A 26989-nucleotide genomic window follows, 5' to 3' on the forward strand; every position below is an offset into this window, starting at 1 on the left:
CTCAGGTCGAGTCGCGGGCCACGAACCGGTGGGCGACGACCCGGACCGCGGCCTCGGACCGGCCCTGCGACAGTTCCACGACGAGGTCGAGGGCGGCGCCGGCGACCTCGGTGAGGTCGATCGCCAGCGTCGACAGGCGCGGGGTCACGAACTCCCCGACGGCCAGGCCGTCGACCCCGACGACCTTGACCTCGCCGGGGACGGCGACCCCGGCGCTCGCCAGGTCGCGCAGCAGCCGGAAACCGTCGAGGTCGTTGAACGCCACGAGCGCGTCGGGTGCCGCACCGGCGAGGTCGGGCCAGCCGAGTTCGCGGTCGGCCGGCACCGGTTCCACCCCCTCGGCGCGGAACGCCTCGGCGAAGGCACGCCCGCGCGCCGAGGTGCCGGCACGGTCGAGGACGACGGGGCGGCGCACGCCGCGCGACAGCAGGTGCCGCACGGCGTCGCGGGTGGCGGTGGCCCGCTCGAACTCGACCCGCCCGTGCCCCGGCTGCACGCGCGGCGGGTCGATCTCCACGACCGGCAGGTTCGGGGCGCCCGTCGCCGGCGGGTCCAGGGCCAGGCCCGTGAAACCGATGACGGCGTCGGCACCCCCGGTCAGGTCGGCCACCGAACCGGGCTCGGCCATCACGACGTTCCAGCCGCGCTCACCGGCCAGCCGCAGGACCGTCGAGGCGAGTTCGGCGTAGTAGGGGTTCGTCAGGTCGCCCACGAGCAGCCCGAGGGTGCGGGCCGCGGGTTTGACCAGCCCCCGGCCGAAGCGCGAGGGGTGGTAGTTCAGCTCGCGGGCGGCGGCCAGCACCCGGTCCCGCGTCGCGGGACTGATGCCGGCCATGTCGTGCATCGCCCGGGTGACGGTCTGGCGCGAGACCCCCGCCACCCGGGCGACGTCGACGATGGTGGCCGGGCGCGTCACCCCTCGCGCAGGTCCAGCCAGGCGACCTGGTGGGCGTCGAGCTCGACGCCCAGGCCGGCCATCGAGGACCGGGCCTCGGCGATGGTGCGCGGCCCGAAGAGGGCGAACACCTCGAACGGCTGGGCCAGCACGAACGCCAGCGCGATCGCGGTGGCCGGGACGCCGAGTTCGCGGCCCAGCTTCTCGGCGCGGGCCTTGCGCTCGAAGTTCGCGTCGGAGTAGTAGCAGCGCACGAGCTCGGCGTCGCTGGTGTCGTCCGCGTCGGCCCGGGCGAAGAACCCGCGGGCCTGCGAGCTCCACGGCAGCAGGGCGATGTTCCGCTCGGTCAGCCACTCCTTGGACTCGGGGTCGGTCACGTGGCGGCACCCGGCCCACGGCACGTCGTACGCCTCGGCGAGGCCGAAGTGGTTGGACAGCACCGTGAACGGGCGCTTGCCGTGCTTCGCGGCGTACTCGTTCGCCTCGTCGACGCGCGCCGTCGACCAGTTCGACCCGCCGTAGACCGTGATGCGGCCGGCGGAGGCGTGCTCGTCGAGGACGTCGACGAACTCGCCGACGGGGATGTCCTCGTTGTCGCGGTGCATCATGTAGATGTCCGCGTGGTCGTTGCCCTGCCGCTCGAAGGACTCGAACAGCTGGCGCGTCAGCGACTCGGGGTCGCAGTGCGGGGTGTGGCAGCCCTTGACGATGACGTTGACGTCCTTGCGGATCCCGCGGTTGGCGATCCAGCGGCCCAGCAGCTTCTCGTACTTGCCCATGCCGTACAGCCAGGCCGTGTCGAAGGTGTTGCCGCCGGCCTCGACGAACGCGTCGAAGATCGCCGAGGCGTGGGCCAGGTCGGGCTGGTTGTCGCAGCCCATCACCAGCCGCGACACCTCGCGGTCCAGGCCGGGGATGCGGCCGTACTTCATGGCGGTGGGTTCGGTGCGCCGCAGCGGCAGGCCGGAGACGGTGGGGATGTCGACGGTGTCGGTCTCGAACGGGTAGCGCAGGCCGAGCGCGTCGCGCCAGCGGTTCAGCACGGCGTTGACCGCGAGGGTGTCGTCGAGCGTGAACGCCGGGGTCGCGTCGGAGACGAGGGCCTTCGCCTCCAGGGCGTAGGCCTTGTTCTCCGGCAGGTCGGGGTCGAAGGGGATCGTCTCCGGTTCGGCGCCGGGCCTGGTGACGACCACGGCGGTCTCGCCCTTGATGGTCCACGGGTCGGGCAGGTGGATCGTCCCGGCCGAGCCGTACACGGTGACCGACTGGGGTTCGGACAGCCCGACACCGGTGCGGACCGAGGCGGTGACGCCGCCGGCGAAGGTGATCGAGGCGACGGCCCACTCGTCGACGCCGGTCTCGCCGACGGTGCCCTGGGCGGAGAACTCCTTCACCGCGGCGGGGTGGCCGAGCGCTGCACCCGCGACGAGGTAGGCGGCCGAGACGGGGTAGCCCCCGACGTCGAGGATCCCCCCGCCGGCGAGGTTCGCGTCGTGGAGGCGTCCCTCCTTCTTTCCGGTCGCGAAGGCGAAGCTCGCGTCGACGTGCTGCACGGTGCCGATCGCGCCGCTGCGGACGAGGTCGAGGGTCTTCTGGAACTGCGGGTGGTGGGCGTACATGTACGCCTCGAGCACGTGGACGCCGGACTGCCGCGCCGCGTCGACCATCGCCATGACGGCGCCCTGGTTGGGGGCGAACGGCTTCTCGACGAGCACGTGCTTGCCCGCGCGGATCGCCGCGAGGGCGAGCTTCGCGTGGGTCACGTGGACGGTGCTGACGTAGACGGCGTCGACGTCGGGACGGGCCAGGACGGCGTCGTAGTCGCCGACGAAGGCCTCGGAGTCGAACAGGGGGGCGAACTCGGCGGCGAAGGCGCGGGCGCGTTCGGTGCCCGCGGGCGTGGGCGAGCTGCCGACGGCGACGAGCTGCGCGCCGGCGGCGGGGAGCTGGGAGGCGAACCGGTGGGCGATGCCACCGGGTCCGAGCACGGCCCAGCGGGTGGGGGAGGTGGACGTCACGGGGGCGCTCCTTCGAGCCTGCGGATGGTCGTCGTGAACGTTCACGACGCGGGGAACGCTAGCCGGAGCGCCCGCCGCGGTCAACGGGCCCGGACCCTCCGGCCGCACCCGGGGACGGGATCTAGACTCGGCCCCGTGAGCCCAGCTGATGGAGTGGACGTCAAACCGCGCAGCCGCCAGGTCACCGACGGTCTGGAGGCGACCGCTTCGCGCGGGATGCTCCGCGCCGTCGGCATGGGGGACGACGACTGGGAGAAGCCCCAGATCGGCGTCGCCTCGAGCTGGAACGAGATCACCCCCTGCAACCTGCCGCTGGACCGCCTGGCCAAGGCCGTCAAGGACGGCGTGCACGCCGCCCACGGGTACCCGCTGGAGTTCGGCACCATCTCCGTCTCCGACGGGATCTCCATGGGGCACGAGGGGATGCACTTCTCCCTCGTCTCCCGCGAGGTCATCGCCGACTCCGTCGAGACCGTGATGAGCGCCGAGCGCCTCGACGGCTCGGTGCTGCTCGCCGGCTGCGACAAGTCGCTGCCGGGCATGCTGATGGCCGCCGCCCGCCTCGACCTGGCCAGCGTCTTCCTCTACGCCGGCACGATCCTGCCCGGGCGGGCCAAGCTGTCCGACGGCAGCGAGCACGAGGTCACCCTCATCGACGCCTTCGAGGCCGTCGGGGCCTGCGCGCGCGGGCTGATGTCGCGCGAGGACGTCGACGTCATCGAACGCGCCATCTGCCCCGGCGAGGGTGCCTGCGGCGGGATGTACACCGCCAACACCATGGCCGCCGCCGCCGAGGCGCTGGGCATGTCGCTGCCCGGCAGCGCCGCCCCGCCGGCCACCGACCGCCGCCGCGACGGGTTCGCCCGCAAGTCCGGCGAGGCCGTGGTGAACCTGCTGCGCCACGGGATCACCGCCCGGCAGATCCTCACCAAGGAGGCGTTCGAGAACGCCATCGCCGTCGTCATGGCCCTGGGCGGTTCCACCAACGCCGTGCTGCACCTGCTCGCCATCGCCTACGAGGCCGAGGTCGAGCTGACCCTGGACGACTTCGACCGCGTCGCCGGCAAGGTCCCGCACCTGGGCGACCTCAAGCCGTTCGGCCGGCACGTCATGGTCGACGTCGACCGCATCGGCGGGATCCCCGTCGTCATGCGCGCGCTGCTGGACGCCGGCCTGCTGCACGGCGACGTGCTGACCGTCACCGGCAGGACGATGGCCGAGAACCTCGCCGACATCGCCCCGCCGGACGTCGACGGCGTCGTGCTGCGTGCGCTGGACAACCCCATCCACAAGACCGGCGGGATCACCATCCTCAAGGGCAACCTCGCCCCGGGCGGGGCCGTCGTGAAGAGCGCCGGCTTCGACTCGGAGGTCTTCGAGGGCACCGCGCGGGTCTTCGAGCGCGAGCGGGCCGCGCTCGACGCGCTGGAGGACGGCACCATCTCGGCCGGCGACGTCGTCGTCATCCGCTACGAGGGCCCCAAGGGCGGTCCGGGGATGCGCGAGATGCTCGCGATCACCGGGGCGATCAAGGGCGCCGGGCTGGGCAAGGACGTGCTGCTCATGACCGACGGCCGCTTCTCCGGCGGCACGACCGGGCTGTGCGTCGGGCACATGGCCCCCGAGGCCGTCGACGGCGGTCCGATCGCCTTCGTGCGCGACGGCGACACCATCCGCCTCGACGTCGCGGGCAAGACCCTCGAGGTGCTCGTGAGCGAGGAGGAGCTGGCGGCCCGCCGCGAGGGCTGGGAGCCGCTGCCGCCGGTGTTCAAGCGGGGTGTGCTCGCCAAGTACGCCAAGCAGGTGCAGTCGGCCTCCGTGGGCGCCGTCTGCTTCTGAGTCCACAGCGTGGACCCCGCGTCTCAACATGTGAGACGCGGGGGCCCGGTGGCTGACACCGCGACGCGAGGGGGTTACCGTCTCCCCATGCGGTTCCTCGTAGCCATCGGACAGCGCGCCGGCTGAGTCAGTTCGGCCGAGTGCGCGACCCCTCACACGCCATCCCTGGCTGAGGGGTCTTTTTGCGTCCGGCTGACCGAGAAGGCCGGGCGTCCGGGAAGCACGACCACCGTGAACGGCACCGCCCGAGGAGGACACCAGATGCCAGAGCAACTGCCCCTGGACCCCAGGCTCCCCGTCGCCGAGCTCACCGGCGCGCAGAGCCTCGTCCGTTCGCTCGAGGCGGTAGGGGTCGAGGTCGTCTTCGGGTACCCGGGCGGGACGATCCTGCCCAGCTACGACCCGCTGATGGACTCCCCGACGGTCCGGCACATCCTCGTGCGGCACGAGCAGGGCGCCGGGCATGCGGCCGAGGGCTACGCCCAGGCGACCGGCAAGGTCGGCGTCTGCATGGCGACCTCCGGCCCGGGCGCGACGAACCTCGTCACCCCGATCGCCGACGCGTACATGGACTCCGTCCCCCTGGTCGCGATCACGGGCCAGGTCAGCACGAAGGCCATCGGCACCGACGCGTTCCAGGAAGCCGACATCACCGGGATCACCATCCCGATCACCAAGCACAACTACCTGGTGACCGACCCGGCCGAGATCCCGCGCACCATCGCCGAGGCCTTCCACCTGGCCTCGACCGGGCGCCCGGGTCCGGTCCTGGTCGACATCCCCAAGTCGGTGCAGACGGCGAAGACCTCCTTCGCGTGGCCCGAGACCGTCGACCTGCCCGGCTACCGGCCGGTCGTGCGCCCGCACAGCAAGCAGATCCGCGAGGCAGCGAAGCTGATCGCCGCCGCCGAGCGCCCCGTCCTGTACGTCGGCGGCGGCGTCATCAAGGCCGACGCGTCGGCCGAGCTGCTGGCGCTGGCCGACCTCACGGGCATCCCCGCCGTGACGACCCTCATGGCCCGCGGCGCGCTGCCCGACTCCCACCGCAACCACCTCGGCATGCCCGGCATGCACGGGACGGTCGCGGCCGTGACGGCCCTGCAGAAGGCCGACCTGCTCATCACCCTCGGCGCGCGCTTCGACGACCGCGTCACGGGCGACCTGGAGAGCTTCGCCCCCGAGGCCAAGGTCATCCACGCCGACATCGACCCGGCCGAGATCGGCAAGAACCGGGTCGTCGACGTCCCGATCGTCGGGGACGCCAAGCTCGTCATCGCCGAGCTCACCGCCGCCGTGGCCGCCGAGTTCGAGAAGGGCCGCGCCGACCTGTCGGCGTGGACGGACCTCACCCAGTCCTGGAAGGCGACCTACCCGCTGGGGTACGCCGAGTCCGAGGACGGGACCCTCGCGCCGCAGTACGTGCTGGAGCGGATCAGCGCCCTGACCGGCCCGGAAGCGGTCTACGTCGCGGGCGTCGGCCAGCACCAGATGTGGTCCGCGCAGTTCATCGACTACGAGAACCCGCGCACCTGGATCAACTCCGGCGGCCTGGGCACCATGGGCTTCTCCGTCCCGGCCGCCATGGGCGCCAAGGTCGGCAAGCCCGACACCGTGGTGTGGGCGATCGACGGTGACGGCTGCTTCCAGATGACCAACCAGGAGCTGGCGACGTGCACCCTCAACAAGATCCCGTTGAAGGTCGCGATCATCAACAACTCCTCCCTGGGCATGGTCCGGCAGTGGCAGACGCTCTTCTACTCCGAGCGCTACTCCAACACCGACCTGCACTCCGGTGACCACCACGGCGAGCACGCCGCGCCGGTCCCCGACTTCGTCAAGCTCGCCGACGCCTACGGCTGCGTCGGACTGCGCTGCGACAAGCCCGAGGACGTCGACGCGACGATCGAGAAGGCCCTGGCGATCGACGACGTCCCCGTCGTCATCGACTTCCGCGTCCACCGCGACGCCATGGTCTGGCCGATGGTCGAGGCCGGCGTGAGCAACGACGCCATCCAGTACGCCCGCGGGCTCTCGCCCAAGTGGGACCGCGAAGACTCCGGCGACACCGTCTCCGGCCCGGAGAAGGTGATCTCCTGATGTCCCAGCACCCAGTTCCGACCGTCGTGGTGGTTCCCGCCGCTGGTGAGGGGAGTACCCGATGAGTCAGCACACCTTGTCTGTCCTGGTCGAGAACCGACCCGGCGTCCTGATGCGCGTCACCTCGCTGTTCGCGCGCAGGAACTTCAACATCCACTCCCTCACGGTCGGACCGACCGAGCGGGCCGAGATCTCCCGGATGACCATCGTCGTCGACGTGGAGCGCCAGCCCCTGGAGCAGGTGACGAAGCAGCTCAACAAGCTGATCAACGTCCTGAAGATCGTCGAGCTCGAGGACGACGCCTCGGTCCAGCGCGAGCTGCTGCTCGTCAAGGTCCGGGCCGACGCCTCGGCGCGCGGGGAGGTGCTCGACACCGTGCAGCTGTTCCGCGCGCACGTCGTCGACGTGGCTCCCGACGCGGTGACGGTGGAGGCGACCGGCAGCCCGGACAAGCTCGCCGCGCTGCTGCGCGTCCTGGAGCCGTTCGGCATCCGCGAACTGGTGCAGTCCGGTTCGGTGGCGCTCGCCCGTGGTGGGCGCGCGATCTCCGACCGCGCGCTCCGCTCCGCCTGATCCCCGCACGAAACCCCGAGAAGAAACCCGAGGAGAGAACCCCACGTGGCCGAGATGTTCTACGACGACGACGCCGACCTGTCCCAGATCACCGGCAAGAAGGTGGCCGTCATCGGCTTCGGCAGCCAGGGCCACGCCCACGCGCTGTCGCTGCGCGACTCCGGTGTCGACGTCGTCGTCGGCCTCAAGGAGGGCTCGAAGAGCCGCGCCAAGGCCGAGGAGCAGGGCCTGACCGTCGCCACGCCGTTCGAGGCCGCCAAGGCCGCCGACGTGATCATGATCCTCGTGCCGGACCACCTGCAGCGCGGCCTGTACGCCGAGGCGATCGAGCCGAACCTGACCGCCGGCAAGGCGCTGTTCTTCAGCCACGGCTTCAACATCCGCTTCGGCTACATCAAGCCCCCGGCCGACGTCGACGTCGTCATGGTCGCCCCCAAGGGCCCCGGTCACCTCGTGCGCCGCGAGTACGTCGACGGCCGCGGCGTCCCCGTGATCGTCGCCGTCGAGCAGGACGCGACCGGCAACGCCTGGGCGCTCGCCCTGGCCTACGCCAAGGCCATCGGCGGCCTGCGCGCGGGCGGCATCAAGACCACGTTCACCGAGGAGACCGAGACCGACCTGTTCGGTGAGCAGGCCGTCCTGTGCGGTGGCGCCTCCGCCCTCGTCCAGACCGGTTTCGAGGTCCTCACCGAGGCCGGGTACCAGCCCGAGGTCGCCTACTTCGAGTGCCTGCACGAGCTGAAGCTGATCGTCGACCTCATGTACGAGGGCGGCATCGCCAAGCAGCGCTGGTCGGTCTCCGACACCGCCGAGTGGGGCGACTACATCTCCGGCCCGCGCGTCATCGACGCCTCGGTCAAGGAGCGCATGAAGGACGTCCTCAAGGACATCCAGGACGGCACCTTCGCCCGCAACTTCATCGAGGACCAGGACGCCGGCGCGCCCAAGTTCAAGGAGCTGCGCGCCAAGGCCGAGCAGCACCCGATCGAGGCCACCGGCCGTGAGCTGCGCAAGCTCATGGCGTGGGTGAAGTCGGACGACAGCGACTACGTCGAGGGCTCCGCCGCCCGCTGACCCGTCACGGAACCCCCGTCCCGGTGCGCCGGGGCGGGGGTTCCGTCGTTCCCGGGCGCACCCGCCGCTGCGCCCCACGGGTGTTCTGGCGGGCAGGAGCGTGAACCCCCACGTCTGGCGCCGCTGCCCCCGCTAGCATCCGCGCATGAGACGCGGTGCGGCGTGGGCGGTCCCGATCCTCCTGCTGGTGACGGGGTGCTCGTTCGGGCGCACCCCGGCCGCCCCGGCGACGGTGACCGTCACCACGACCGCGACCCCCGCGAGTCCTGCGACCGGTACCGCGAGCGCCACGGCCGTCGCGACGCCCACCCCGCAGGTCGCCACGCTGCAGTCCGCCTTCGAGGACGTGAAGTCCGGCGTCGTGCGCCTGGAGGTCACCGGCTGCGACGGGGCCGCGGTGGGCTCGGGGTTCGCGATCTCCGACACGCTCCTCGTCACCGCGGCGCACGTCGTCTCCGGCGGCCAGGTCGTCGAGGTCATCCAGGGCACGCAGGCCACCGCGGGCACCGTCGTCGGCATCGACGAGGAGACCGACGTGGCGCTCGTGCGCACCGCGACGCCGCTGTCGGGGGCCGTGCTCGCGTTCTCGGGCACCGAACCGCGCGTCGGGGACGCCGTGGCGACCATCGGGTACCCCGAGGGGGACCCCATCACGCTGCACACCGGCACCGTGAACGCGCTGGGGCGCAAGGCCGTCATCGAGGGCATCGCCCGGCACGACCTGCTCGAGCTCGACGCGGCGGCCACCCACGGCGACAGCGGGGGCCCGGTGATCCGCGCCGACGGGGGAGTCGTCGGCGTCTTCGACGCCGTGCCCGACGGCGAGCAGGGCGGCCGCCTGGCCGTCTCCAGCGGCACCGCGCAACCCCTCGTCGAGGCCTGGGGCGAGGACCCCGAGCCCACGACCTACCAGGACTGCACCGCCACCATCGACCTCGACGGCAACCCCGTCGCCGCCGACGCCCTGCCCACCGACCCCGTCCAGCAGGCGCTCGCGACGCTGGGCGTGTACTTCCGCGCCGTCAACGTGGGCGACTTCCCCACGGCCGTCGCCCAGACCGTCAAGGACGAGACCGCCGAGGAGTTCGCCGACCAGGTCGCCAGCTCTCAGGATTCCGGGTTCGAGGTCGGTTCGGCCCAGCAGGTCGGTGACCGGGTCGTCGTCTGGCTGACGTTCACCAGCGAGCAGGACCCCGGCCAGGGACCGGCGGGACGACCCGACGAGACCTGCACCTCCTGGTCCCTCGACTACACGCTGGTCCAGCACCACGGGTTGTGGCTCGTCGAGGCGTCCCGGGCGCACGACGGGGAGGGGTCCACGCCGTGCGCCTGAGAGCGGTGCTCGGCCGGTGCCTCAGCCCTTGAGCTTGCCGGCGATGCCGATGACGCGCTGGACCATGTGGTCCAGGGCGGTGAACTCGACGTCGCCCAGGGGGATGTCGTTGCCGCCGCCGGTGACGTGGCTGACGCCGTAGGGGTTGCCGTCGACGAACTTCGAGCCGTCGGTGTAGCCGGGGGGCACGATGATCCCACCGAAGTGGTAGATCGTGTTGTAGAGCGCGAGGAGGGTGGTCTCCTGGCCGCCGTGGGCGGTCTGGGAGGAGGTGAACCCCGCGTACACCTTGTCGGCCAGCTGGCCCTGCGCCCACTGCGGGCCGAGGGAGTCGATGAAGATCTTCAGCTGCCCGGCGATGTTGCCGTAGCGGGTGGGGGAGCCGAACAGGACGGCGTCGGCCCACACGACGTCGTCGGCGCTGACGCCGGGGGCGCCCTTCGCCGCCTCGGCCTCGGCGGCCTGCTCGTCCGTGGCCGCCTTCTCGCCGCCGGTGGCCTGACGCTCGACCTGGCGCAGCCGCACCTCGGCGCCGGCCGCCTCCGCGGTGGCGGCCAGGCGCTCGGCCATGGCCCGCACGGTGCCGGTGGCGGAGTAGTAGACGATGGCGAGCTTGACGTCGCTCACGGGGAACCTGCCTCTCGGTCGTTGAAAGTGCAACTTACTGGGCTCAACCTAGCGCTCTCCGGTCGCCGGCGCACCGTCGGCGTGGCACGGTGACCGCCGGACGGACCGACGCAGGGGAGGAGCGACGTGCCTGCACAGCGGACCCGCGGGGAGCTGCCGACCAAGGACTGCGCGGTCTGCGGACGCACCATCACCTGGCGCAAGAAGTGGGAACGGGACTGGGACCAGGTCAGGTACTGCTCCGACGCCTGCCGGCGCCGGGCCAAGAGCTCGGCCGGCGTCGACGCCGACCTGGAGGACACGCTGCGCCGGCTGCTCACCCAGCGCGGGGCGTCGAAGACGGTCTGCCCCAGCGAGGTCGCGCGCGCCGTCGGGGGCGAGGACTGGCGCGAGCTGATGGAACCCGCCCGCTCGGCCGCCCGCCGGCTCGTCGCGGCGGGGGAGGCCGAGATCACCCAGGGCGGGAAGGTCGTCGACCCCTCCACGGCCAAGGGCCCGATCCGGGTGCGCCTGCGCTGAGCCACGGGCGTAGGTTGCCGCTGACCTGGACCGCACACCTCCCGGAGGACCTTGTGCACATCGGCTTGCACGTCTCGGACTTCACCAACCCCGGCGGCCCCGCCACCTTGCGCGAGGACCTGATCCGCGTCGTCGGGGAGGCCGAGGAGTCCGGCTTCCGCAGCGTCAGCGTCATGGACCACCTCTGGCAGATCCCGCCCATCGGCGACGCCGAGCGCGCCATGCTCGAGGCCTACACGACCCTGGGCTTCCTCGCCGCGCGCACCGAACGCGTCGAACTCCTCGCCTGGGTCACCGCCGTGACCTACCGCGAACCGGGTGTCCTGGCCAAGCTGGTCACCACCCTCGACGTCCTGTCCGGCGGCCGGGCCTGGCTGGGCATCGGCGCGGCCTGGTTCGAGCAGGAGGCCACCGGGCTCGGCCTGCCGTTCCCGCCCACGGCCGAGCGGTTCGAGCGGCTCGAGGAGACGCTGCAGATCGTGCAGCAGATGTGGTCGGAGTCCGAGGAACCCTTCACCGGGCGGCACTACACCCTCGGCCGCACCCTCAACAGCCCGCAGGTGCTGCGCCGCCCGCACCCGCCGATCCTCATCGGCGGTGGCGGGGAGAAGAAGACCCTGCGCCTCGTCGCCCAGTACGGCGACGCCTGCAACCTCTTCGGCGGCGACGACGTCGGGCGCAAGCTCGACGTGCTCAAGCAGCACTGCGAGGACCTCGGCCGCGACTACGACACCATCGAGAAGACCGTCATGGACATCGCCGACCCCGACGACCTCGACGGCTTCGTCGAGAAGTGCCGGGCGTGGGCCGCGCTCGGCGTCACCCACGTCCACGGCGGGTTCCGCGGCTACTTCGAACCCGGCAGCGTGCAGCGGTTCGGGAACGCCGTGGTCCCGCGGCTGGCCGAACTGTGAACTAGCCCGAACGAGCGGGGGACCGTCAGGTCCGGGGTGGGCGGTGACGACACCCCGGACATGGCTCTTCGACACGACGGCGCCCGGGCCTACCGGGTCCACCTGGTGGTGGCGGCCGTCGTCGTGCCCGCCTACGTGGCGCTGCCCAACGGCCCGGCGCGCGCGGTCCTGAACTCCCTCCTGGGCCTGGCGTTCGCCGCCCTCATCGCCGTCGGCGTGCGCCGCAACCGGCCCCGCGCCGCCGGCGCCTGGTGGCTGCTGGCCGCCGGCGTCCTCGCCTGGGTCCTCGGCGACATCACCTACAACGTGCTCGACCACGTCCTGCACGTCAGCCCGTTCCCGTCCGTGGCCGACGTCTTCTACCTCGCCGCCTACCCGCTGCTGGCGGCCGGGCTGCTGCTCCTCGCCCGCCGCCGCACCGCGGGCGGCGACCGCGACGGGGTCGTCGACAGCGCCATCGTCACCGTCGGGGCGGGCCTGCTGAGCTGGGTCTTCCTCATGCAGCCGTCGCTGGCCGACAGCACCGTCCCGGTGTTCAACCGGGTCGTGGCCACCAGCTACCCCGTCGGGGACGTCCTGCTGCTCGCCGTCGTCGCCCGGCTGCTGACCACCGCGGGCCGCCGCTCGCCGTCCTTCCGCTGGCTCGCCGTCGGCATCGTCCTCATGCTCGCCAGCGACAGCGCCTACCAGGTCGTCAGCCTCAGCGGGACCTACCACGGCGGCCTGCTGAACCTCGGCTGGTCCTGGTCCTACGCGGCGCTCGCGGCCGCGGCCCTGCACCCCTCGATGCGCGGCCTGGCCGACGCGGCCCCGAGCGCGGCGACCTTCACCCGGGTCCGCCTGGTGGCCCTGACGTGCGCGAGCCTGCTGTCGCCGGGAACCCTGCTCCTGCAGAGCGCCCTGGGCTGGGAGGTGGAGCCGTGGTCGGTCGGGGCGAGCTCCATCGCGCTGTTCCTGCTCGTGGTGCTGCGCATGAACGGGCTGCTCAAGCAGGTCCAGACGCAGGCGCAGCAGCTCACCGCGCTGGCCCGCACGGACGGGCTCACGGGGATCGCGAACCGGCGCAGCGGTGACGCCGAACTGGGCCGCCTCGTCGACCGCTGCGCCCTCGACGGCGTCCCGCTGGCCGTCGCGATCCTCGACCTGGACCACTTCAAGCGGTTCAACGACTCCTTCGGCCACCCGGCCGGGGACGAGCTGCTCGTGCAGGCGGCCCGGGCGTGGACGGAGCGGCTCGAGGACTCGCCCGCGTTCCTGGCCCGCTGGGGCGGGGAGGAGTTCCTGGTGGCCACGACCGGGCTCGGCGCCGGCGCCGCCGCGGACCTCGTGCGGGCGCTGCTCGGCGCCACCCCGCTGGGGCAGACGTTCTCGGCGGGGGTGGCGCAGTGGGACGGCGCCGAGTCGGTCACGGCGCTCGTCGGGCGCGCGGACGCGGCCCTGTACGCCGCGAAGGCCGCGGGCCGCAACCGCGTCGAGGTCGCGGCCGGGGGGACCTCCGGGGTCGTCCCGGTTCAGCGGTAGCGGCTGGGCGGCACCGGCAGTCCGAGGTTCTCGCGCAGCGTCGCGGCGGGCAGTTCCGCGGCCAGCACCCCGCGGGCGACGAGCAGCGGCACCACCGTCTCGGCGAACTCCTCCAGCCCCGCCGGCAACGAGGAGAACGCGAGGGTGAAACCGTCGGCGGCGCCGTGGGTGAACCGTTCGGTCATCCAGTCCGCGACCTGCTCGGGGGTCCCGGGCAGGAACCGGCGGCGCAGCATCGTCCGGTACAGCTCGCGCAGGGTGAACCGTTCGCGGTCCATGAGCTTGCGGACGCCCTCGAACACCGTCTGCACCTGGTTGGAGCCGCCGGTGAAGTCGAACTCGAAGCGCTCGTCGAGCGGCCGGTCGGACAGGTCGACGCCCAGGTGGTGCGAGAGCCAGTCGAGGCTGAGCCGGTCGGGGGTGAGCGCCTCGATCTCCTCGAGCTTCTCCAGAGCGCGGGCCGGCGTCTCACCCAGCACGGGCGACAGGGCCGGCAGGACGAGGAGGTGCTCGCGGGCGCGGCCGTTCGCGACCGCGCGCTGCTTGTAGTCCTCGTAGAGCCGCTGCGCGCCGGGCAGCGGAGCGGAACCGGGCACGAAGACGGCCTCGGCGTACCTGCCCGCCAGGGCCCGCCCGTCCTCCGACGAGCCCGCCTGGAACAGGACGGGTCGGCCCTGGGGCGGGCGGGGCAGGTTCAGCGGACCGCGGACGCGGAAGAACTCGCCCTCGTGACCGAGCACGTGCAGTCCGGCGGGGTCGGCGTAGCGACCGGAGGCGACGTCGGGGCGGATCGCGCCGTCGTCCCAGCTGTCCCACAGCCCCGTGACGACCTCCACGAACTCCGCCCCGCGGCGGTAGCGCGCGGCGTGGTCGAGGTTGCGCTCCAGCCCGAAGTTGCGGGCCTCCTCGTCGCTGGCCGACGTCACGAGGTTCCACCCGGCCCGCCCGGAACTGAGGAAGTCCAGGGACCCCACCTGGCGCGCGGTGTGGAACGGCTCGTTGTACGTGGTCGAGACGGTCGCCACCAGCCCGATCCGCTCGGTGCTGCGGGTCAGCGCCCCGAGCAGGCCGAAGGGTTCGGGACGGACGTTGGCGACGTGCTCGACGCCGGAGGCGAACCGGTCCCACACGTACAGCTCGTCGGCGTAGAACAGCGCTGCGAAACCCGCGCGCTCGGCGGTGCGGGCGAAGTGCTCGTAGTACTCGAACGTCACGTAGTCGGCGGGGCGGCCCCCCGGCAGCCGCCAGCTCGTGAGGTGTTCGCCGCCGGGGTAGAAGACCATGGCCGTGAGGATCACGACGCCGCACGCTACCCGCCGGCAGATCGTGTGAAGCGCTTGACAGCGATGGCTGCGGTGCCGTCCACTGGAAGAGCCATCCAGAGCGGCCGAGAGACCTGGCTCGTCGACGCCGCAGCAACCGCCCACCCGGGTCGGTGCTCCCGCCAGGACCGATGGGAGAGGGAACGCAGTGCCGATCGAACCGTTGACGCGCCGTCTCGTCGTCGACCTCCTGCGCAGCGCCGGGATGAGCTGTCGGGCCTGAACGCCCGCGCTCCCACCCCGTCACTGCACCGGAAGGCCCGTCGATGACGCACGTCCGCAACCGCCACAGCTTCGCCACCCAGCAGGTCCACGCCGGCGCCGAACCCGACCCGGTCACCGGGGCGCGGGTCACGCCCGTGCACCTGACCGCCGGGTTCGTCTTCGACGACTTCGAGCACGCCCGTGCCCGGTTCGCCGGCGAGGACGACGGGTACGTCTACACGCGCATCGGCAACCCCACGTCGGCCGCCGTCGAACGCCGCCTCGCCGTCCTGGAGGGCGGCACCGACGCGATCCTCGTCGGCACCGGCCAGGCCGCGATCACGGTGGCGCTGCTCGGGATCCTGGGGGCGGGGGACCACCTGCTGGCCGCCGCCGACCTGTACGAGGGCTCGCGCGGGCTCTTCCTCGACAACTTCGGCCGGCTCGGCATCGAGGTCGACTTCGTCGAGGAGAGCGCCGACTGGGAACGCCTCGTCCGGCCGACCACCCGCGCCTTCTTCGCCGAGTCGATCGCCAACCCGAAGGACACCGTGCTCGACCTGCCCGCGGTGGCGGCCGTCGCGCACCGGCACGGCGTCCCGCTCGTCGTGGACAACACCTTCGCCACCCCGTACCTGCTGCGGCCCCTGGAGCACGGCGCCGACGTCGTCGTGCACTCGGCCAGCAAGTTCCTCGCCGGCCACGGCGCCGCCCTGGGCGGCGCGATCGTCACCGGCGACGGGTTCGACTGGTCCGGGTTCGGCCACCTCACCGAGCCCGCGAACGTGCTGGCGGGCGTCAGCTGGGTGCAGCGGTACGGCCCGCAGCGGGCCTACGTCGAGCACACCCGCGGTGTCGTCGCCTCCCGCCTGGGCCCGACGATCTCACCGTTCAACGCGTTCCTGGTCCAGCAGGGGCTGGAGACCCTGTCGCTGCGCGTGGCCCGCCAGACGCAGACGGCCGAGCAGCTGGCCCGCTGGCTGCGCGCGCGGCCCGAGGTCGTCAGCGTCGACCACGCCGCCCTCGACGACCATCCCTCGCACGACGTCGCCCGGCGGCTGCTGCCCCGCGGGGCCGGTGCCGTGTTCTCGGTGACCCTGGAGGGCGGCCGCGCTGCGGCGCAGCGGTTCGTCGACGCCGTGGAACTGTTCACCCGGATGACCCACGTCGGCGACGTCCGGTCGCTGGTGATCCACCCGGCCAGCACGACCCACGCGCACCGCACGGAGCCCGAGCGGCTCGCCGCCGGCATCTGGCCGGGGTTGCTGCGCTTGTCGATCGGCCTGGAGGAACCGGCCGACCTGCTCGCCGACCTCGAGCAGGCCCTCGTCGCCTCGCGCGCACCCCACCGGAGCGAGCAGGGGGCGGTGGCCTGATGGGACGCCTGCAGCACTTCGGGTACTTCTTCTCCCGCGGTTTCGGCCCCCAGGGCTGGGGTCGCGACCACCAGGCGTGGAACGACGACTGGACGCGACCGGACCTGTACGCGCACGCCGTGCGCGACCTCGAACGGGCCGGTCTCGACCTGGTCGTGATCGAGGACGCGATCTCGCTGGGGAACCCGCAGACCCTGGACCTGCGGGTCCGCGCGGCGTACGGCGGTCCCAAGCACGACCCGCTGCTGCTGGCCCCCTACCTGTTCGCCGCCACGCAGCACGTCGGGATCGTCCCCACGGTCAACGCCGGCATCACCCCGCCGTACCTCGCCGCGCGGCAGGCCGCGACGCTGCAGCACCTGTCCGGCAACCGGTTCGGGATCAACCTCGTCACCGACGTCGGCAGCGCCCGGCACGTGGGCCTGGAACCCGTCGCGCACGACGTGGCCTACGACCGGGCCGAGGAGTGGATCGACGTCGTCCGCCGGCTCTGGCACAGCTGGGACCCCGAGGCGCTCGTCGCCGACCCCGTGACGGGACGGTTCGCCGACGGCACCCGCATCGACGCCTTCTCGCACCGCGGTGAGCACTTCCGCCTCGACGGCCCGCTCAACGCGCTGCCGTTCTCCGCCGGTGACCCGGTCCTCGTCTCCCCCGGGGGATCGGCCCGTGGACTGGCCTTCGCCGGGTCGCGCTCGGACGTGCAGCTCGCCCTCGCGCCGCTGGAGGTCGCGAAGGTCCGCGCGTACCGGGCGAAGGTGCTCGACGCCGCCGCCGCGGCCGGCCGCAAACCCGCCGACCTGCGCGTCCTGTTCGTCGTCAAACCCGAACTCGTGAGCAGCCCGCAGGAGGCCGACCGGATCGTCGAGGCGTCCCGGCACCCCTCCGACGAGGTCCTGCACGAGGTCGCGCTGCACTGGTCCAGCGATCTGGAGACCGACCTCACGCGGTTGCCGCTGGACCGGCCGCTGGACCCGGCGGTGTTCGGCGACCACGTGTCCCTGGGCACCATCGGCGCCCTGCGCGGCGACACCCCGGACGCGCCGCTGCGCGAACTCCTGGCGCGCAAGGCCCGCAAGGGTCGGCTGCCCGACCGCACCGGCCTGGTCGGGACGGCGCAGGAGTTCGCCGACCTCGTCGAGGAGTTCGGCGAGGACGCGGACAACGACGGTTTCCTGCTGTCCGGCGACCTGCACCCCGTGACGCTGCACCGGTTCCTCGACGACCTGGTCCCCATCCTGCGCCGACGCGGGGTGCTGCGCTCGGGGTACGGCGGGAACGGGCTGCGCGGCAACCTCTTCGAGTTCTAGAGCAGGAACTCCCGCACGCGGGCACGCAGGGTCTCGACCACGCCGTCCCGTTCGAGGGCGTGGTCCGCTCCCTCGAACTCCAGCACCTCGCGATCGCTCTCGTGGGCCAGCACCCGGTTCCACGTCGGGTCCGCGGTGCCCCCGACCAGCAGCGTGCGCGGGTTCGAGCGGGCGGCGGCCAGGCCCACGTCGGGCTCGTCGAGCAGCGGGGTGATCCAGATCCCCGGCAGCCCGCGGTCGGCGGCCACCGGCAGGGCCAGCGTGGTCAGGGACTTCGCCACGAGCAGGCACGGGCGCAGGTCGTCCAGCAGGAACCGCACCACCGCCGGCACCTGCGCGTGCGTGGGGGGTTCCTCGGTCCAGAACACCGACAGCACCCGGTGCCCGGCGGCGACCAGCTCGTCGCGCACGGCCCGCAGCACCGGCTGGTCGGCGTCGTAGCCGCGCCCGGGGAGCACCAGTGCGGCGGCTCCCGGGGCGCGGCCCTCCTCGACGATCCGCATCTCAGGCGGGGTCGGCGCCCAGGACGACCTCGAACTCCAGCAGCGAGGCGCCCGTCGCCACCGGCCGCTGCCGTTCGCCCGCGTGCGCGTCGCGCGCGCCGCCGTTCGCCCAGCCCTGGTAGGCCTCCTCGGTCTCCCAGCGGGTGTAGACGAAGTACCGGGTCTCCCCGGCGACGGGGCGCAGCAGTTCGAACCCGAGGAACCCGGGCGTCCCCTCCACCGCACCCATCCGGTGGGCGAACCGGCGTTCCAGTTCGGGGCCGGACCCGTCCGGCACCTCGATCGCGTTGATCTTCACGACAGCCATGCGGCCAGCCTCCCAGACGCGCCGGTTCAGAGCAGGTAGCGGTACAGCGGCTCGGCCGCGGAGATGCGCTCGAACGACGGCGGTGCGGCCGCCATGCGCGCCAGCAGACCCGGCAGGTCCTCCTTCGTGGGGATCTCGATGCCCACCAGGGCCGGACCGAACTCCCGGTTGCTGCGCTTGACGTACTCGAACAGCGTGACGTCGTCGTCGGGGCCGAGGACCTCGTCGAGGAAGCGGCGCAGCGCCCCCGGCTCCTGCGGGAACTCCACGAGGAAGTAGTGCTTGCGGCCCTCGTGCACGAGCGCCCGCTCGATGATCTCGGCGTACCGCGAGACGTCGTTGTTGCCGCCGGAGACGATCGCGACGACGCTCTGACCCGGCTCGACGTGGACGTACCCGGCCAGCGCCGCCGTCGCCAGCGCGCCCGCCGGCTCGGCGATGATCCCGTCGGTCTGGTACATGGCCAGCATCTCCACGCAGATGGCGCCCTCGGGGACGGCCACCAGCTCCACCGGCTGCCGGGCGACGACCGCGTGCGTGACGTCCCCGACCCGGCGCACCGAGGCGCCGTCGACGAACGTGTCGAGGTCGGGCAGCTTGACCGGGTGCCCGGCCGCCAGGGCCGCGGCCATCGAGGCGGCGCCTTCGGGTTCGACCCCCACGACCCGGACCTGCGGGTGCCGCTCGCGCACCCACGTCAGGGTCCCGGCCAGCAGACCGCCTCCGCCGACGGGCACGACCAGGACGTCCGGCGGGTCCTCGCCCAGCGCCGCGAGCTGTTCGACGACCTCCACCGCGACCGTGCCCTGGCCCGTCAGCGTCCGGGCGTCGTCGAAGGCCGGGACCATCGTGGCGCCGGTGCGGGCCGCGTCCTCGGCGGCCGCCGCGGCGGAGTCGTCGTAGGTGTCGCCGAGCACGATCGTCTCGACGAACTCCTGCCCGAGCGCCGCGATCCGGTCCCGCTTCTGCCGCGGGGTGGTGCGCGGGACGTAGATGCGACCGCGCACCCGCAGCGCGGCGCACGCGTAGGCCAGCCCCTGGGCGTGGTTGCCGGCGCTGGCCGTCACGACCCCGCGGGCGCGCTGGTCGGCGTCGAGCTGGGCCACGAGGTTGTAGGCGCCGCGCAGCTTGTACGAGCGCACGGCCTGCAGGTCCTCGCGCTTGACCCGCACGTGGGCGTCCAGCTCGGCCGACCAGCGGGCGTTGGTCGCCAGCGGGGTCCGGACCACGACCTTCGCCAGGCGGATCGCGGCGGCCTCGACGTCGTCAGCGGTGGGCAGCACGGAGGCGTGGGCGGGCGACGCGGCGTCGAGCGACATGGGGAGGATCCTGCCCGGTCCCGGCCGTCGTGACGAACACGGGTGGCGCTCGCAGGAGCCTCCACAGCGGGACCCGGTACCGAGTTCCGGGGGTCGGTGTGAGCTGTGCCACAGGGGGTGTTCCCGGTCCCCGGACCCTGGTGAGGTGGGCCTACCATCGGCCAGGCTCACCTCACCTGAGGGTGCCGGTCCCCGACCAGAGGAGTTGCCCCCGTGCTCGCGACGTTCGTCATCGGACTGCGTGAAGGCCTCGAGGCGTCGCTCATCGTCGGGATCGTCTCGGCCTTCCTCGTCCAGCGCGGCGAACGGCGCGCGCTGCGCTGGGTCAGCGCCGGCGTCCTGCTCGCGGTGGTGCTGTGCGTCGGCGCCGCCGCCGCCCTGCAGGCGGCCACGCAGTCACTGCCGCAGCGCCAGCAGGAGCAGCTCGAGACCGTCCTGGCCCTCGTCGCCGTCGTCATGGTCACCTGGATGGTCGTCTGGACCACCCGCAACGCCAGGACGATGCGGACCGACCTGGAGCGGTCGGCCTCGAGCGCGCTGGCCCGGGGGTCGGCCTGGGCGCTGGTGGCGATGGCCTTCCTCGCCGTCCTGCGCGAGGGGCTGGAGACCTCGGTCTTCCTGCTCGCCACCTACCAGGTATCCGGCAGCAGCGCCGACGGCGCGATCGGCGCCTCCCTCGGGGTCGTGCTGGCCGTCGTCCTGGGGTACCTGATCTACCGCGGCGGCGTCCGGCTGAACCTCGGGCGGTTGTTCCGCGTCACCGGCGTCGTGCTCGTCCTCGTCGCCGCCGGCCTCGTCATGGGCGCCGCGCACACCGCCCACGAGGCGGGCTGGCTGCTGGCCGGGCAGGCCACCGCCCTCGACGCCTCCGCGGTCGTCACCCCCGGCACCGTGCGCTCGGCGCTGTTCACCGGGGTCCTCGGCTGGCAGCCCCGGCCCACCGTCGTCGAGCTCGCCGGCTGGCTCGTCTACCTCGTCCCCATGCTCGTCGTCGTGCTCCGCCCGCGCGCCACGAGCCCCGCGCCGCAGCGCGTCCCCGCCTGAACCACCGTCCCCGGAGGACCCCGCAGTGATCGTCAAGCCCCGTCTCGTCCTCGCGCTGGCCGCGAGCCCGCTCCTGCTGCTCACCGCGTGCGGCGGCGGCACCGACAGCGCCGCCGGGGGCGCCGCCGGGAACACCGCCGGGGCAGCCGGCACCGTCAGGATCACCCTCACCGACGACGGCTGCACCGCGGAGCCGAACTCCATCGCCGCCGGACCCGCCTCGTTCGAGATCGTGAACTCCGGCGCGAGCGCCGTGACCGAGGGCGAGCTGGTGAACTCCGGCGGCCGCATCGTCGGCGAGCGCGAGAACCTCACGCCGGGGCTGACCGGGAAGTTCTCCCTCACCCTCGAGGCGGGCGACTACACCGTCCAGTGCCCCAACGCCACGACGCCGACCTCGGCGTTCACCGTCACCGGCGCCACCGCCGGCAGCACCGCCGGCACCGAGGACCCGCTGTTCGCCGCGGCGACCCAGGGCTACCAGGACTACGTCGAGGGGCAGGTCGCCGACCTCGTCACCGCCACCGGCGCCTTCGCCGCCGCCGTCGAGGCCGGTGACGTGGAGAAGGCCAAGGCCCTCTACGGCCCGGCCCGCACCCCCTACGAGCGCATCGAACCCGTCGCCGAGAGCTTCGGCGACCTCGACCCGCGCATCGACGTCCGCATCGCCGACGTCGCCGACCCCGCCACCTGGACCGGTTTCCACCGGATCGAGCAGGCGCTGTGGGAGAAGGGGTCGACCGAGGGGATGGCGCCCGTCGCGCAGCAGCTCGTCGCCGACGTCGCGCAGCTGGACACCCTGGTGCAGACCACGACGTACCAGCCCGCCGACCTGGCCAACGGCGCCTCCGGGCTGCTCGACGAGGTCGCCAAGTCCAAGGTCACGGGCGAGGAGGAGGCCTACTCCCACCTCGACCTCCTGGACTTCGCCGCCAACGTCGAGGGGTCGCAGAAGGCCTTCGACCTGCTGACCCCGGCCTTGCAGGTGACCGACCCCGATCTGGTGACGACGATCCAGGGCCGCTTCGAGGACGTCACGACCGCGCTGGCGCCCTACCGGCAGGGCGACTCCTACGCCCTCTACACCCAGCTGACGCCCGACCAGGTCAAGGACCTGGCCTCGGCCGTCGACGCCCTGGCCGAACCGCTCTCGCAGGTCTCCGGCAAGGTCGTCGGCGCGGCGAGCCAGTCCTGAGCCGGGAGACGATCCTGCGGTGAGCACCTTCCGTCCCTCCCGCCGCGGTGTCCTGACGGGCGCCGCGGTGGCCGGTGCCGCCGGGGTCGGCGCGGGCCTGACGGCCGTCGCCGCGCGCCCCGGGCAGGCCACCGCCGCCAGCCGCACCGTCGCCTTCCACGGCGCGCGGCAGGCGGGCATCACCACCCCCCAGCAGGACTCGCTCGTCTTCGCCGCGCTCGACGTCACGACGTCGCGCGCCGGGGAGCTCGCCGACGTCCTGCAGCGGTGGAGCGCCGCCGCGGCGACCATGGCGACCGGGACCCCGGTGGGGGGCCCCGGTGGGCTGGGCGGCGCCGCCGAGGAGCCGCCGCAGGACACCGGCGAGGCGCACGAGCTGCCCGCGGCCAACCTCACCGTGACCCTCGGGTACGGCCCGTCCCTGTTCGACTCCCGCTTCGGCCTCGCCGACCGCCGGCCCGCGGCCCTGGAGGAGCTGCCGCCGCTGCCCGGCGAGCAGCTGGACCCCACTAAGGTCGGCGGCGACCTGTGCCTGCAGGCCTGCGCCGACGACCCGCAGGTCGCCTTCCACGCCGTGCGCAACCTCGTGCGCATCGGCCGCGGCGTCGTGCGCGTGCGGTGGATGCAGCTCGGCTTCGGGCGCACCTCGACGACGTCGTCGGCGCAGTCCACCCCGCGCAACCTCATGGGCTTCAGGGACGGCACGGCGAACCTGAAGGCCGAGGACACCTCGGACCTCGACCGGCACGTCTGGGTCGGCGGGCAGGGGGCGCCGGCCGTCGACCAGGAGTGGATGCGGGGTGGCACGTACCTCGTGGCGCGCCGGATCCGGATGCTGATCGAAGCCTGGGACCGCGCCTCGCTGGGGGAGCAGGAACGCGTCATCGGCCGCGCCAAGGAGTCCGGGGCGCCGCTGTCCGGGACGCACGAGTTCGACGCCCTGGACCTGGCGAAGACGACGGCGCACGGGAAGCCGGCGATCGACGTCGCCGCCCACGTCCGGCTGGCGGCCCCGCAGAGCAACGGCGGGGTGAAGCTGCTGCGCCGGGGCTACTCCTACACCGACGGCCTCGACGGTGCGACGGGACAGCTCGACGCCGGGCTGTTCTTCATCGTCTTCGGCAACGACCCGGCCCACCAGTTCGTCCCGCTGCAGCGCAAGCTGGGCTCGCAGGACGCGCTGACCGAGTACCTCAAGCACACCGGGTCGGGGATCTTCGCCTGCCCGCCGGGGACCGCGTCCGGCGGGGCCTGGGGCGAGGGGTTGTTCGGCTGAAGGTGCGCCGGACCGGGAAGCGCCTCACGGCGCACGGCCGCTCGTAGCGGCTTCAAAATGGGACCCGGGGCTACCACGGCCCGGCGCACGACCATTGTAACTTCGTCCGGCTCCCGAGCCCACCCCGGTGGGCGGGGGGTCAGCCCAGTTCGCCCGCGCGCCAGCGGTGGGCGACGTGCTCGAGCTGCTCGGCCGTGCGGACGAGGCGGGCGGCCGAACGGGTCAGCGCGGTGCCGGCGTCCTCCTCGACGGGGGAGTCGGCGTGGTGGGCCCGGCCGATGGCCAGGACCCGGCAGAACGCCGCGGCCCGCTCCAGCGTCACGGCGAAGTCGCCCTCGGCCACCCCCCGCAGGACGGCGTCGACGACGGCGACGACCTCCTCCGGCCCGGGCGGGTCCGCGACCCCGGCGACGACCTCGAGGACGGGCGCGTGCCGCCGGCCGTCGGAGTACAGGCGGGAGACGGCCACCGGCTGGCGCACCACCCACGTGCGCAGGACGTAGAGCCGCCACAGGGCCCCGGCCAGGGAGTCCGCGGGGGCGTCGGCCCACAGGTCGGCGATGACCTCCAGGCCCTCGTCCTGGGCCAGGCGCACGACGCGCCGGGTGACCTCGGCGTCCTGCGCGCTGCGGGCGCCGTGCACGAGGGCGCTGGCCGCGGCGTGCGCGGCCTCCTGGACGGCGGAGGGGTCGACGCCGCCGGACAGGGCGACGATCGCCTCGTCGCCGGGCAGCGCGGGCCGGTGGTGGTGCCTGCGGGGCGTGGCGGGGTCGGGCACGGGCTCGATGGTGCCACCCGGGCCCGTGCGCCACGCGGCGGACGGTGCGGGTGCGCGGGGGTGGCTCAGCCCCGGAAGGGCGGCGGGGGAGCGGCCAGGGTCGCGCGGGGACAGTCCTTCAGACGCAGCCCGCCGTGGCCGAGGGCCTCGTCGCACAACGACTCCACGCTCCAGCCGAGCTGGCTGCCGAACAGGGTCACCGTCACGCGGTAGATCGTGATCTCGTACTTGGTCGGCGTGCCGTAGGCGACGTGGATGCGGCCGATCAGCTCCGCGCCGGCGGCGTTGTCGGGGCCGTGCCAGGGGCGGTCGTAGCGGCTCCACAGCGAGGGGCCGGCCTGCCAGACCCCGCCGTTCTGGACGTCGCGCAGGGCGAGCTCGACGAGGACGGACCGGGCCGCCTCCTCGGGCACGATGGCGGCGGGCCGGATGACCTCGGAGATCTCGCCGACGGCGGCGCGCGGCGCGGGCTGGGCGGGCTGGTCGTCCACGCGGGGTCCTCTCGGCGGTTCGGGCACGGGTCCGAGTGCTCCATCGGCAGCGCGTGTCGTGGACCTGAGCTTGATCCGTGAGGCATGATGGGCCGCAGTACGAAGCTGCACACCGTGTAGTTGGAGCACCACTGCGGGTTCCGCCCTGCGTGTCGTGAGGTCGTTGGGGAAGACGTCCCTCACACCGACGCAGAAGGAGCCAGGCATGTCCGGTGCGACGACCCGCGGCGTGCTCTTCGTGCACTCCGCACCGCGAGCGCTCGTCCCGCACATCGAGTGGGCAGCCGGCGGTGTCCTCGGCGTGCGCGCGTCCTTCGAGTGGACGGGCCAGCCGGTCGCTCCGGGCTGCCTGCGGGCCGAGTACTCCTGGCAGGCGCCGCAGGGCAGCGGTGCCCTGCTGGCCTCCGCGCTGCGCGGCTGGGCGCACCTGCGCTTCGAGGTGACCGAGGAACCGTCCCCCGGCTGCGACGGCGGCCGCTGGAGCCACACCCCCGCGCTGGGGATCTTCCACGCCGCGACCGACGTCCACGGCAACGTCCAGGTCCCCGAGGACCGCGTCCACGCGGCCATGGAACTGCTGACCACCGGTGACGCCGCGGGGGCTCGTCGCGCCCTCGCGCTCGCCGTCGGTGAGGCCTGGGACTGCGAGCTCGAGGCGTTCCGCCACGCCGGGGACGACACGCCCGTCCGCTGGCTGCACCAGGTCGGCTGAGACCGCACACCCGGCAGAGCCCCGCGCAACGCACACGTCGCGCCCGCCGGACCAGGCCCGGCGGGCGCGACGTGTGCGTTGCGCGGGGGTGGGGACGCCTCAGCCGGCGGCGAACACCGCGCTGACGTTGTGGCCGCCGAAGCCGAACGCGTTGTTCAGGCCCACGAGCGTCCCCGTGGCCGGCAGCGGGCGCGACTCCTTGCGGACGACGTCCAGGGACACCTCGGGGTCGAGGTCGTCGACGTTGATCGTCGGCGGGGCGACCCGGTCGCGCAGCGCGAGGATCGTGAAGATGCTCTCCACCGCCCCGGCCGCGCCCAGCAGGTGACCCGTCATGGACTTCGTCGCCGACACCGCGATGCCGTCGACCGCGTCGCCGAGCGCCAGGCGCAGGCCCTTGTCCTCCGCGACGTCCCCGACGGGCGTGGAGGTGGCGTGGGCGTTGATGTGGACGACGTCGCGCGCCGACAGGCCGGCCTGGGCCAGCGCGTCGCGGATCGCCCGGCTGACCCCCGCGCCCTCGGGCTCGGGCGCGGCCACGTGGTAGGCGTCCGCGGACAGCCCGGCGCCCAGGACCTCGGCGTGGATGCGCGCGCCGCGGGCCGTGGCGTGCTCCTCGGACTCCAGGACCAGGATCCCGGCACCCTCCCCGAGCACGAAGCCGTCGCGGGCGGTGTCGAAGGGCCGCGAGGCCCGTTCGGGGTCCTCGTTGCGCTTGCTCATGGCGTGCATCGAGGTGAAGGAGGCGATGGGCAGCGGGTGGATCGCCGCCTCCGTCCCCCCGCAGATGACGATGTCGGCCCGCCCGGTGCGGATCATGTCCACGCCGTACGCGATGGCCTCGGCCCCGGACGCACACGCGCTGACGGGGGTGTGCGCCCCGGCGCGGGCGGTGAACTCGATGCTGATCGCGGCCGTCGGGCCGTTGGCCATGAGCATCGGGACGGTCAGGGGCAGGACGCGCCGAGCGCCCTTCTCCTTCAGCGTGTCGTACGCCGTCAGGAGGGTCCAGATCCCGCCGATGCCGGTCGCGACGACCGAACCGAGGCGCAGCGGGTCGACCTCGGGGGAGCCGGCGTCGGCCCACGCCTCGCGGGCGGCGATGACCGCGAACTGCTGGGACGGGTCCAACCGCTTGATCTCCCGGCGTTCCAGCACGCTGTCGGCGCGCACGGCGGCCTGGGCGGCGAACGTCACGGGCAGCTCGAACTCGTTGATCCAGTCGTCGGTGATGGGGCGCGCCCCGGAACGGCCCGCGAGCGCGGCCTCCCAGCTGGTGCGCACGTCGCCGCCGAGCGGAGTGGTGGCCCCCAGCCCGGTGACGACGACGCGGCGCGACGACTTCGACGAGGTCGACGGGGTCGTGGTCATGGTCGGTCAGCTCCTCCTGGAACTCGGACGGCGTGGGTGGTGCGGGGAGCCGGCCCGCGGGTGCGGGCCGGCCCCTGTGGTGCGTGTCGTGCCGGTGGTGCTTCTCAGCCCTGGGCCTGCGAGATGTAGGCGACGGCGTCGCCGACGGTGCGCAGGTTCTTCACGTCCTCGTCGGGGATGCGGACGCTGAACTTCTCCTCCGCGTTCACGACGATCGTCATCATCGACAGCGAGTCGATGTCGAGGTCGTCGGTGAAGGACTTGTCCGACTCGACGCTGTCGGTGGGCAGGCCCGTCTCCTCGTTCACGATCTCGGCGAGACCGCTGAGGATCTCCTGCTCACTGGCCATGCGTGGCTCCATCCGTGTGG

25 protein-coding genes and 1 riboswitch are annotated in these 26989 nt (G+C 73.2%); of the genes, 14 read left to right on the plus strand and 11 right to left on the minus strand.

Annotated features, from left to right (window positions below):
* Position 1 precedes the first annotated feature (1 nt).
* Positions 2–916 carry a LacI family DNA-binding transcriptional regulator gene (locus tag CLV37_RS21060; protein WP_211298832.1) on the minus strand — a complete coding sequence of 305 codons (915 nt, stop codon included), beginning with the start codon at positions 914–916 and terminating at the stop codon, positions 2–4.
* Positions 913–2913, minus strand: a complete 2001-nt coding sequence (locus CLV37_RS21065; protein ID WP_106214124.1) for an aldo/keto reductase — start codon at positions 2911–2913, stop codon at positions 913–915. Before CLV37_RS21065 ends, CLV37_RS21060 begins: the two co-directional genes overlap by 4 nt.
* A gap of 135 nt (positions 2914–3048) precedes the next feature.
* Here CLV37_RS21065 and ilvD point away from each other — a divergent pair, with 135 nt between their 5' ends.
* The 5 genes from ilvD to CLV37_RS21090 all read left to right on the plus strand — a co-directional run bounded on the left by ilvD (position 3049) and on the right by CLV37_RS21090 (position 9830).
* Positions 3049–4752 (plus strand): dihydroxy-acid dehydratase, encoded by a 1704-nt coding sequence (gene ilvD, locus CLV37_RS21070; RefSeq protein ID WP_211298833.1) that lies wholly within the window; start codon positions 3049–3051, stop codon positions 4750–4752.
* Between the two features lie 261 nt (positions 4753–5013).
* Positions 5014–6849 (plus strand): acetolactate synthase large subunit, encoded by a 1836-nt coding sequence (locus CLV37_RS21075; protein WP_106214128.1) that lies wholly within the window; start codon positions 5014–5016, stop codon positions 6847–6849.
* Between the two features lie 61 nt (positions 6850–6910).
* On the plus strand, positions 6911–7423 hold the full coding sequence (gene ilvN / locus CLV37_RS21080) for an acetolactate synthase small subunit (RefSeq protein ID WP_106214130.1): 513 nt from the start codon (positions 6911–6913) through the stop codon (positions 7421–7423).
* A 45-nt stretch (positions 7424–7468) separates the two neighbouring features.
* On the plus strand, positions 7469–8497 hold the full coding sequence (ilvC, locus tag CLV37_RS21085) for a ketol-acid reductoisomerase (RefSeq protein ID WP_106214132.1): 1029 nt from the start codon (positions 7469–7471) through the stop codon (positions 8495–8497).
* Positions 8498–8642: 145 nt separating this feature from the next.
* A complete protein-coding gene (locus tag CLV37_RS21090; RefSeq protein ID WP_106214134.1) occupies positions 8643–9830 on the plus strand; it encodes a S1C family serine protease in 1188 nt (395 codons plus the stop codon).
* Between the two features lie 21 nt (positions 9831–9851).
* On the opposite strand, the gene CLV37_RS21095 is transcribed toward CLV37_RS21090, so the two are convergent.
* Positions 9852–10457, minus strand: coding sequence for an NAD(P)H-dependent oxidoreductase (locus tag CLV37_RS21095; RefSeq protein ID WP_106214136.1), 606 nt, complete (start codon positions 10455–10457; stop codon positions 9852–9854).
* Positions 10458–10583: 126 nt separating this feature from the next.
* Here CLV37_RS21095 and CLV37_RS21100 point away from each other — a divergent pair, with 126 nt between their 5' ends.
* The 3 genes from CLV37_RS21100 to CLV37_RS21110 are packed head-to-tail and all read left to right on the plus strand — an operon-like array spanning position 10584 to position 13411.
* On the plus strand, positions 10584–10976 hold the full coding sequence (locus CLV37_RS21100) for a DUF2256 and DUF3253 domain-containing protein (RefSeq protein ID WP_106214138.1): 393 nt from the start codon (positions 10584–10586) through the stop codon (positions 10974–10976).
* Between the two features lie 53 nt (positions 10977–11029).
* Positions 11030–11890 carry an LLM class F420-dependent oxidoreductase gene (locus tag CLV37_RS21105; protein ID WP_106214140.1) on the plus strand — a complete coding sequence of 287 codons (861 nt, stop codon included), beginning with the start codon at positions 11030–11032 and terminating at the stop codon, positions 11888–11890.
* 60 nt (positions 11891–11950) lie between these two features.
* Positions 11951–13411, plus strand: a complete 1461-nt coding sequence (locus tag CLV37_RS21110; RefSeq protein ID WP_146149523.1) for a GGDEF domain-containing protein — start codon at positions 11951–11953, stop codon at positions 13409–13411.
* Here CLV37_RS21110 and CLV37_RS21115 read toward each other — a convergent pair.
* Positions 13402–14709, minus strand: a complete 1308-nt coding sequence (locus CLV37_RS21115) for an NtaA/DmoA family FMN-dependent monooxygenase (RefSeq protein WP_211298834.1) — start codon at positions 14707–14709, stop codon at positions 13402–13404. The genes CLV37_RS21110 and CLV37_RS21115 overlap by 10 nt on opposite strands.
* A gap of 73 nt (positions 14710–14782) precedes the next feature.
* A riboswitch (SAM riboswitch) is annotated at positions 14783–14871 on the plus strand.
* Between the two features lie 128 nt (positions 14872–14999).
* On the opposite strand from CLV37_RS21115, the gene CLV37_RS21120 reads away from it, so the two are divergent.
* Both CLV37_RS21120 and CLV37_RS21125 read left to right on the plus strand, forming a co-directional pair.
* Positions 15000–16313, plus strand: coding sequence for an O-acetylhomoserine aminocarboxypropyltransferase/cysteine synthase family protein (locus tag CLV37_RS21120; RefSeq protein WP_106214144.1), 1314 nt, complete (start codon positions 15000–15002; stop codon positions 16311–16313).
* Entirely contained in the window at positions 16313–17623 is a 1311-nt protein-coding gene (locus tag CLV37_RS21125) for an LLM class flavin-dependent oxidoreductase (RefSeq protein ID WP_106214146.1), read from the plus strand. The genes CLV37_RS21120 and CLV37_RS21125 overlap by 1 nt, the downstream gene beginning before the upstream one ends.
* Here the strand turns inward: CLV37_RS21125 and CLV37_RS21130 are convergent.
* The 3 genes from CLV37_RS21130 to ilvA are packed head-to-tail and all read right to left on the minus strand — an operon-like array spanning position 17620 to position 19752.
* Positions 17620–18126 (minus strand): alpha/beta hydrolase, encoded by a 507-nt coding sequence (locus CLV37_RS21130; protein WP_106214148.1) that lies wholly within the window; start codon positions 18124–18126, stop codon positions 17620–17622. The two genes, CLV37_RS21125 and CLV37_RS21130, sit on opposite strands and share 4 nt — an antisense overlap.
* 1 nt (position 18127) lies before the next feature.
* The gene (locus CLV37_RS21135) at positions 18128–18433 is read right to left on the minus strand and encodes an antibiotic biosynthesis monooxygenase family protein (protein WP_106214150.1); all 306 of its coding nucleotides are present in this window, start codon (positions 18431–18433) and stop codon (positions 18128–18130) included.
* A gap of 26 nt (positions 18434–18459) precedes the next feature.
* Positions 18460–19752, minus strand: coding sequence for a threonine ammonia-lyase IlvA (gene ilvA, locus CLV37_RS21140; protein WP_106214152.1), 1293 nt, complete (start codon positions 19750–19752; stop codon positions 18460–18462).
* Between the two features lie 213 nt (positions 19753–19965).
* Here ilvA and efeU point away from each other — a divergent pair, with 213 nt between their 5' ends.
* The 3 genes from efeU to efeB are packed head-to-tail and all read left to right on the plus strand — an operon-like array spanning position 19966 to position 23267.
* Entirely contained in the window at positions 19966–20796 is an 831-nt protein-coding gene (gene efeU, locus CLV37_RS21145; RefSeq protein ID WP_106214154.1) for an iron uptake transporter permease EfeU, read from the plus strand.
* A gap of 25 nt (positions 20797–20821) precedes the next feature.
* Positions 20822–21991 (plus strand): iron uptake system protein EfeO, encoded by a 1170-nt coding sequence (efeO, locus tag CLV37_RS21150; RefSeq protein WP_245885525.1) that lies wholly within the window; start codon positions 20822–20824, stop codon positions 21989–21991.
* A 19-nt stretch (positions 21992–22010) separates the two neighbouring features.
* Positions 22011–23267, plus strand: a complete 1257-nt coding sequence (gene efeB, locus CLV37_RS21155) for an iron uptake transporter deferrochelatase/peroxidase subunit (RefSeq protein ID WP_106214156.1) — start codon at positions 22011–22013, stop codon at positions 23265–23267.
* Positions 23268–23406: 139 nt separating this feature from the next.
* On the opposite strand, the gene CLV37_RS21160 is transcribed toward efeB, so the two are convergent.
* Together CLV37_RS21160 and CLV37_RS21165 are read right to left on the minus strand one after the other, a co-directional pair.
* A complete protein-coding gene (locus CLV37_RS21160) occupies positions 23407–24045 on the minus strand; it encodes a hypothetical protein (protein ID WP_106214158.1) in 639 nt (212 codons plus the stop codon).
* Positions 24046–24110: 65 nt separating this feature from the next.
* Positions 24111–24536 carry a hypothetical protein gene (locus CLV37_RS21165; protein WP_106214160.1) on the minus strand — a complete coding sequence of 142 codons (426 nt, stop codon included), beginning with the start codon at positions 24534–24536 and terminating at the stop codon, positions 24111–24113.
* Positions 24537–24741: 205 nt separating this feature from the next.
* Between CLV37_RS21165 and CLV37_RS21170 the strand changes: the two genes are divergently transcribed.
* Positions 24742–25248 (plus strand): DUF3145 domain-containing protein, encoded by a 507-nt coding sequence (locus tag CLV37_RS21170; RefSeq protein ID WP_106214162.1) that lies wholly within the window; start codon positions 24742–24744, stop codon positions 25246–25248.
* Positions 25249–25347: 99 nt separating this feature from the next.
* On the opposite strand, the gene fabF is transcribed toward CLV37_RS21170, so the two are convergent.
* Together fabF and CLV37_RS21180 are read right to left on the minus strand one after the other, a co-directional pair.
* Positions 25348–26619 (minus strand): beta-ketoacyl-ACP synthase II, encoded by a 1272-nt coding sequence (fabF, locus tag CLV37_RS21175; RefSeq protein WP_106214164.1) that lies wholly within the window; start codon positions 26617–26619, stop codon positions 25348–25350.
* 104 nt (positions 26620–26723) lie between these two features.
* Complete coding sequence (locus tag CLV37_RS21180; RefSeq protein WP_106214166.1) at positions 26724–26969, minus strand: acyl carrier protein; 246 nt, start codon at positions 26967–26969, stop codon at positions 26724–26726.
* Between the last annotated feature and the right edge of the window lie 20 nt (positions 26970–26989).

Source organism: Kineococcus rhizosphaerae, assembly GCF_003002055.1.
Lineage (GTDB): Bacteria > Actinomycetota > Actinomycetes > Actinomycetales > Kineococcaceae > Kineococcus > Kineococcus rhizosphaerae.

What these genes read in the sequence shown, in the direction of transcription:
- CLV37_RS21090 (WP_106214134.1), top strand. Translation starts at nt 8,643, where the DNA reads ATGAGACGCGGTGCGGCGTGGGCGGTCCCGATCCTCCTGCTGGTGACG.
- CLV37_RS21110 (WP_146149523.1), top strand. Translation starts at nt 11,951, where the DNA reads ATGGCTCTTCGACACGACGGCGCCCGGGCCTACCGGGTCCACCTGGTG.
- ilvA (WP_106214152.1), bottom strand. Translation starts at nt 19,752, where the DNA reads ATGTCGCTCGACGCCGCGTCGCCCGCCCACGCCTCCGTGCTGCCCACC.
- CLV37_RS21180 (WP_106214166.1), bottom strand. Translation starts at nt 26,969, where the DNA reads ATGGCCAGTGAGCAGGAGATCCTCAGCGGTCTCGCCGAGATCGTGAAC.
- CLV37_RS21120 (WP_106214144.1), top strand. Translation starts at nt 15,000, where the DNA reads ATGACGCACGTCCGCAACCGCCACAGCTTCGCCACCCAGCAGGTCCAC.
- CLV37_RS21135 (WP_106214150.1), bottom strand. Translation starts at nt 18,433, where the DNA reads ATGGCTGTCGTGAAGATCAACGCGATCGAGGTGCCGGACGGGTCCGGC.
- ilvN (WP_106214130.1), top strand. Translation starts at nt 6,911, where the DNA reads ATGAGTCAGCACACCTTGTCTGTCCTGGTCGAGAACCGACCCGGCGTC.
- CLV37_RS21170 (WP_106214162.1), top strand. Translation starts at nt 24,742, where the DNA reads ATGTCCGGTGCGACGACCCGCGGCGTGCTCTTCGTGCACTCCGCACCG.
- CLV37_RS21130 (WP_106214148.1), bottom strand. Translation starts at nt 18,126, where the DNA reads ATGCGGATCGTCGAGGAGGGCCGCGCCCCGGGAGCCGCCGCACTGGTG.
- fabF (WP_106214164.1), bottom strand. Translation starts at nt 26,619, where the DNA reads ATGACCACGACCCCGTCGACCTCGTCGAAGTCGTCGCGCCGCGTCGTC.
- CLV37_RS21075 (WP_106214128.1), top strand. Translation starts at nt 5,014, where the DNA reads ATGCCAGAGCAACTGCCCCTGGACCCCAGGCTCCCCGTCGCCGAGCTC.
- CLV37_RS21125 (WP_106214146.1), top strand. Translation starts at nt 16,313, where the DNA reads ATGGGACGCCTGCAGCACTTCGGGTACTTCTTCTCCCGCGGTTTCGGC.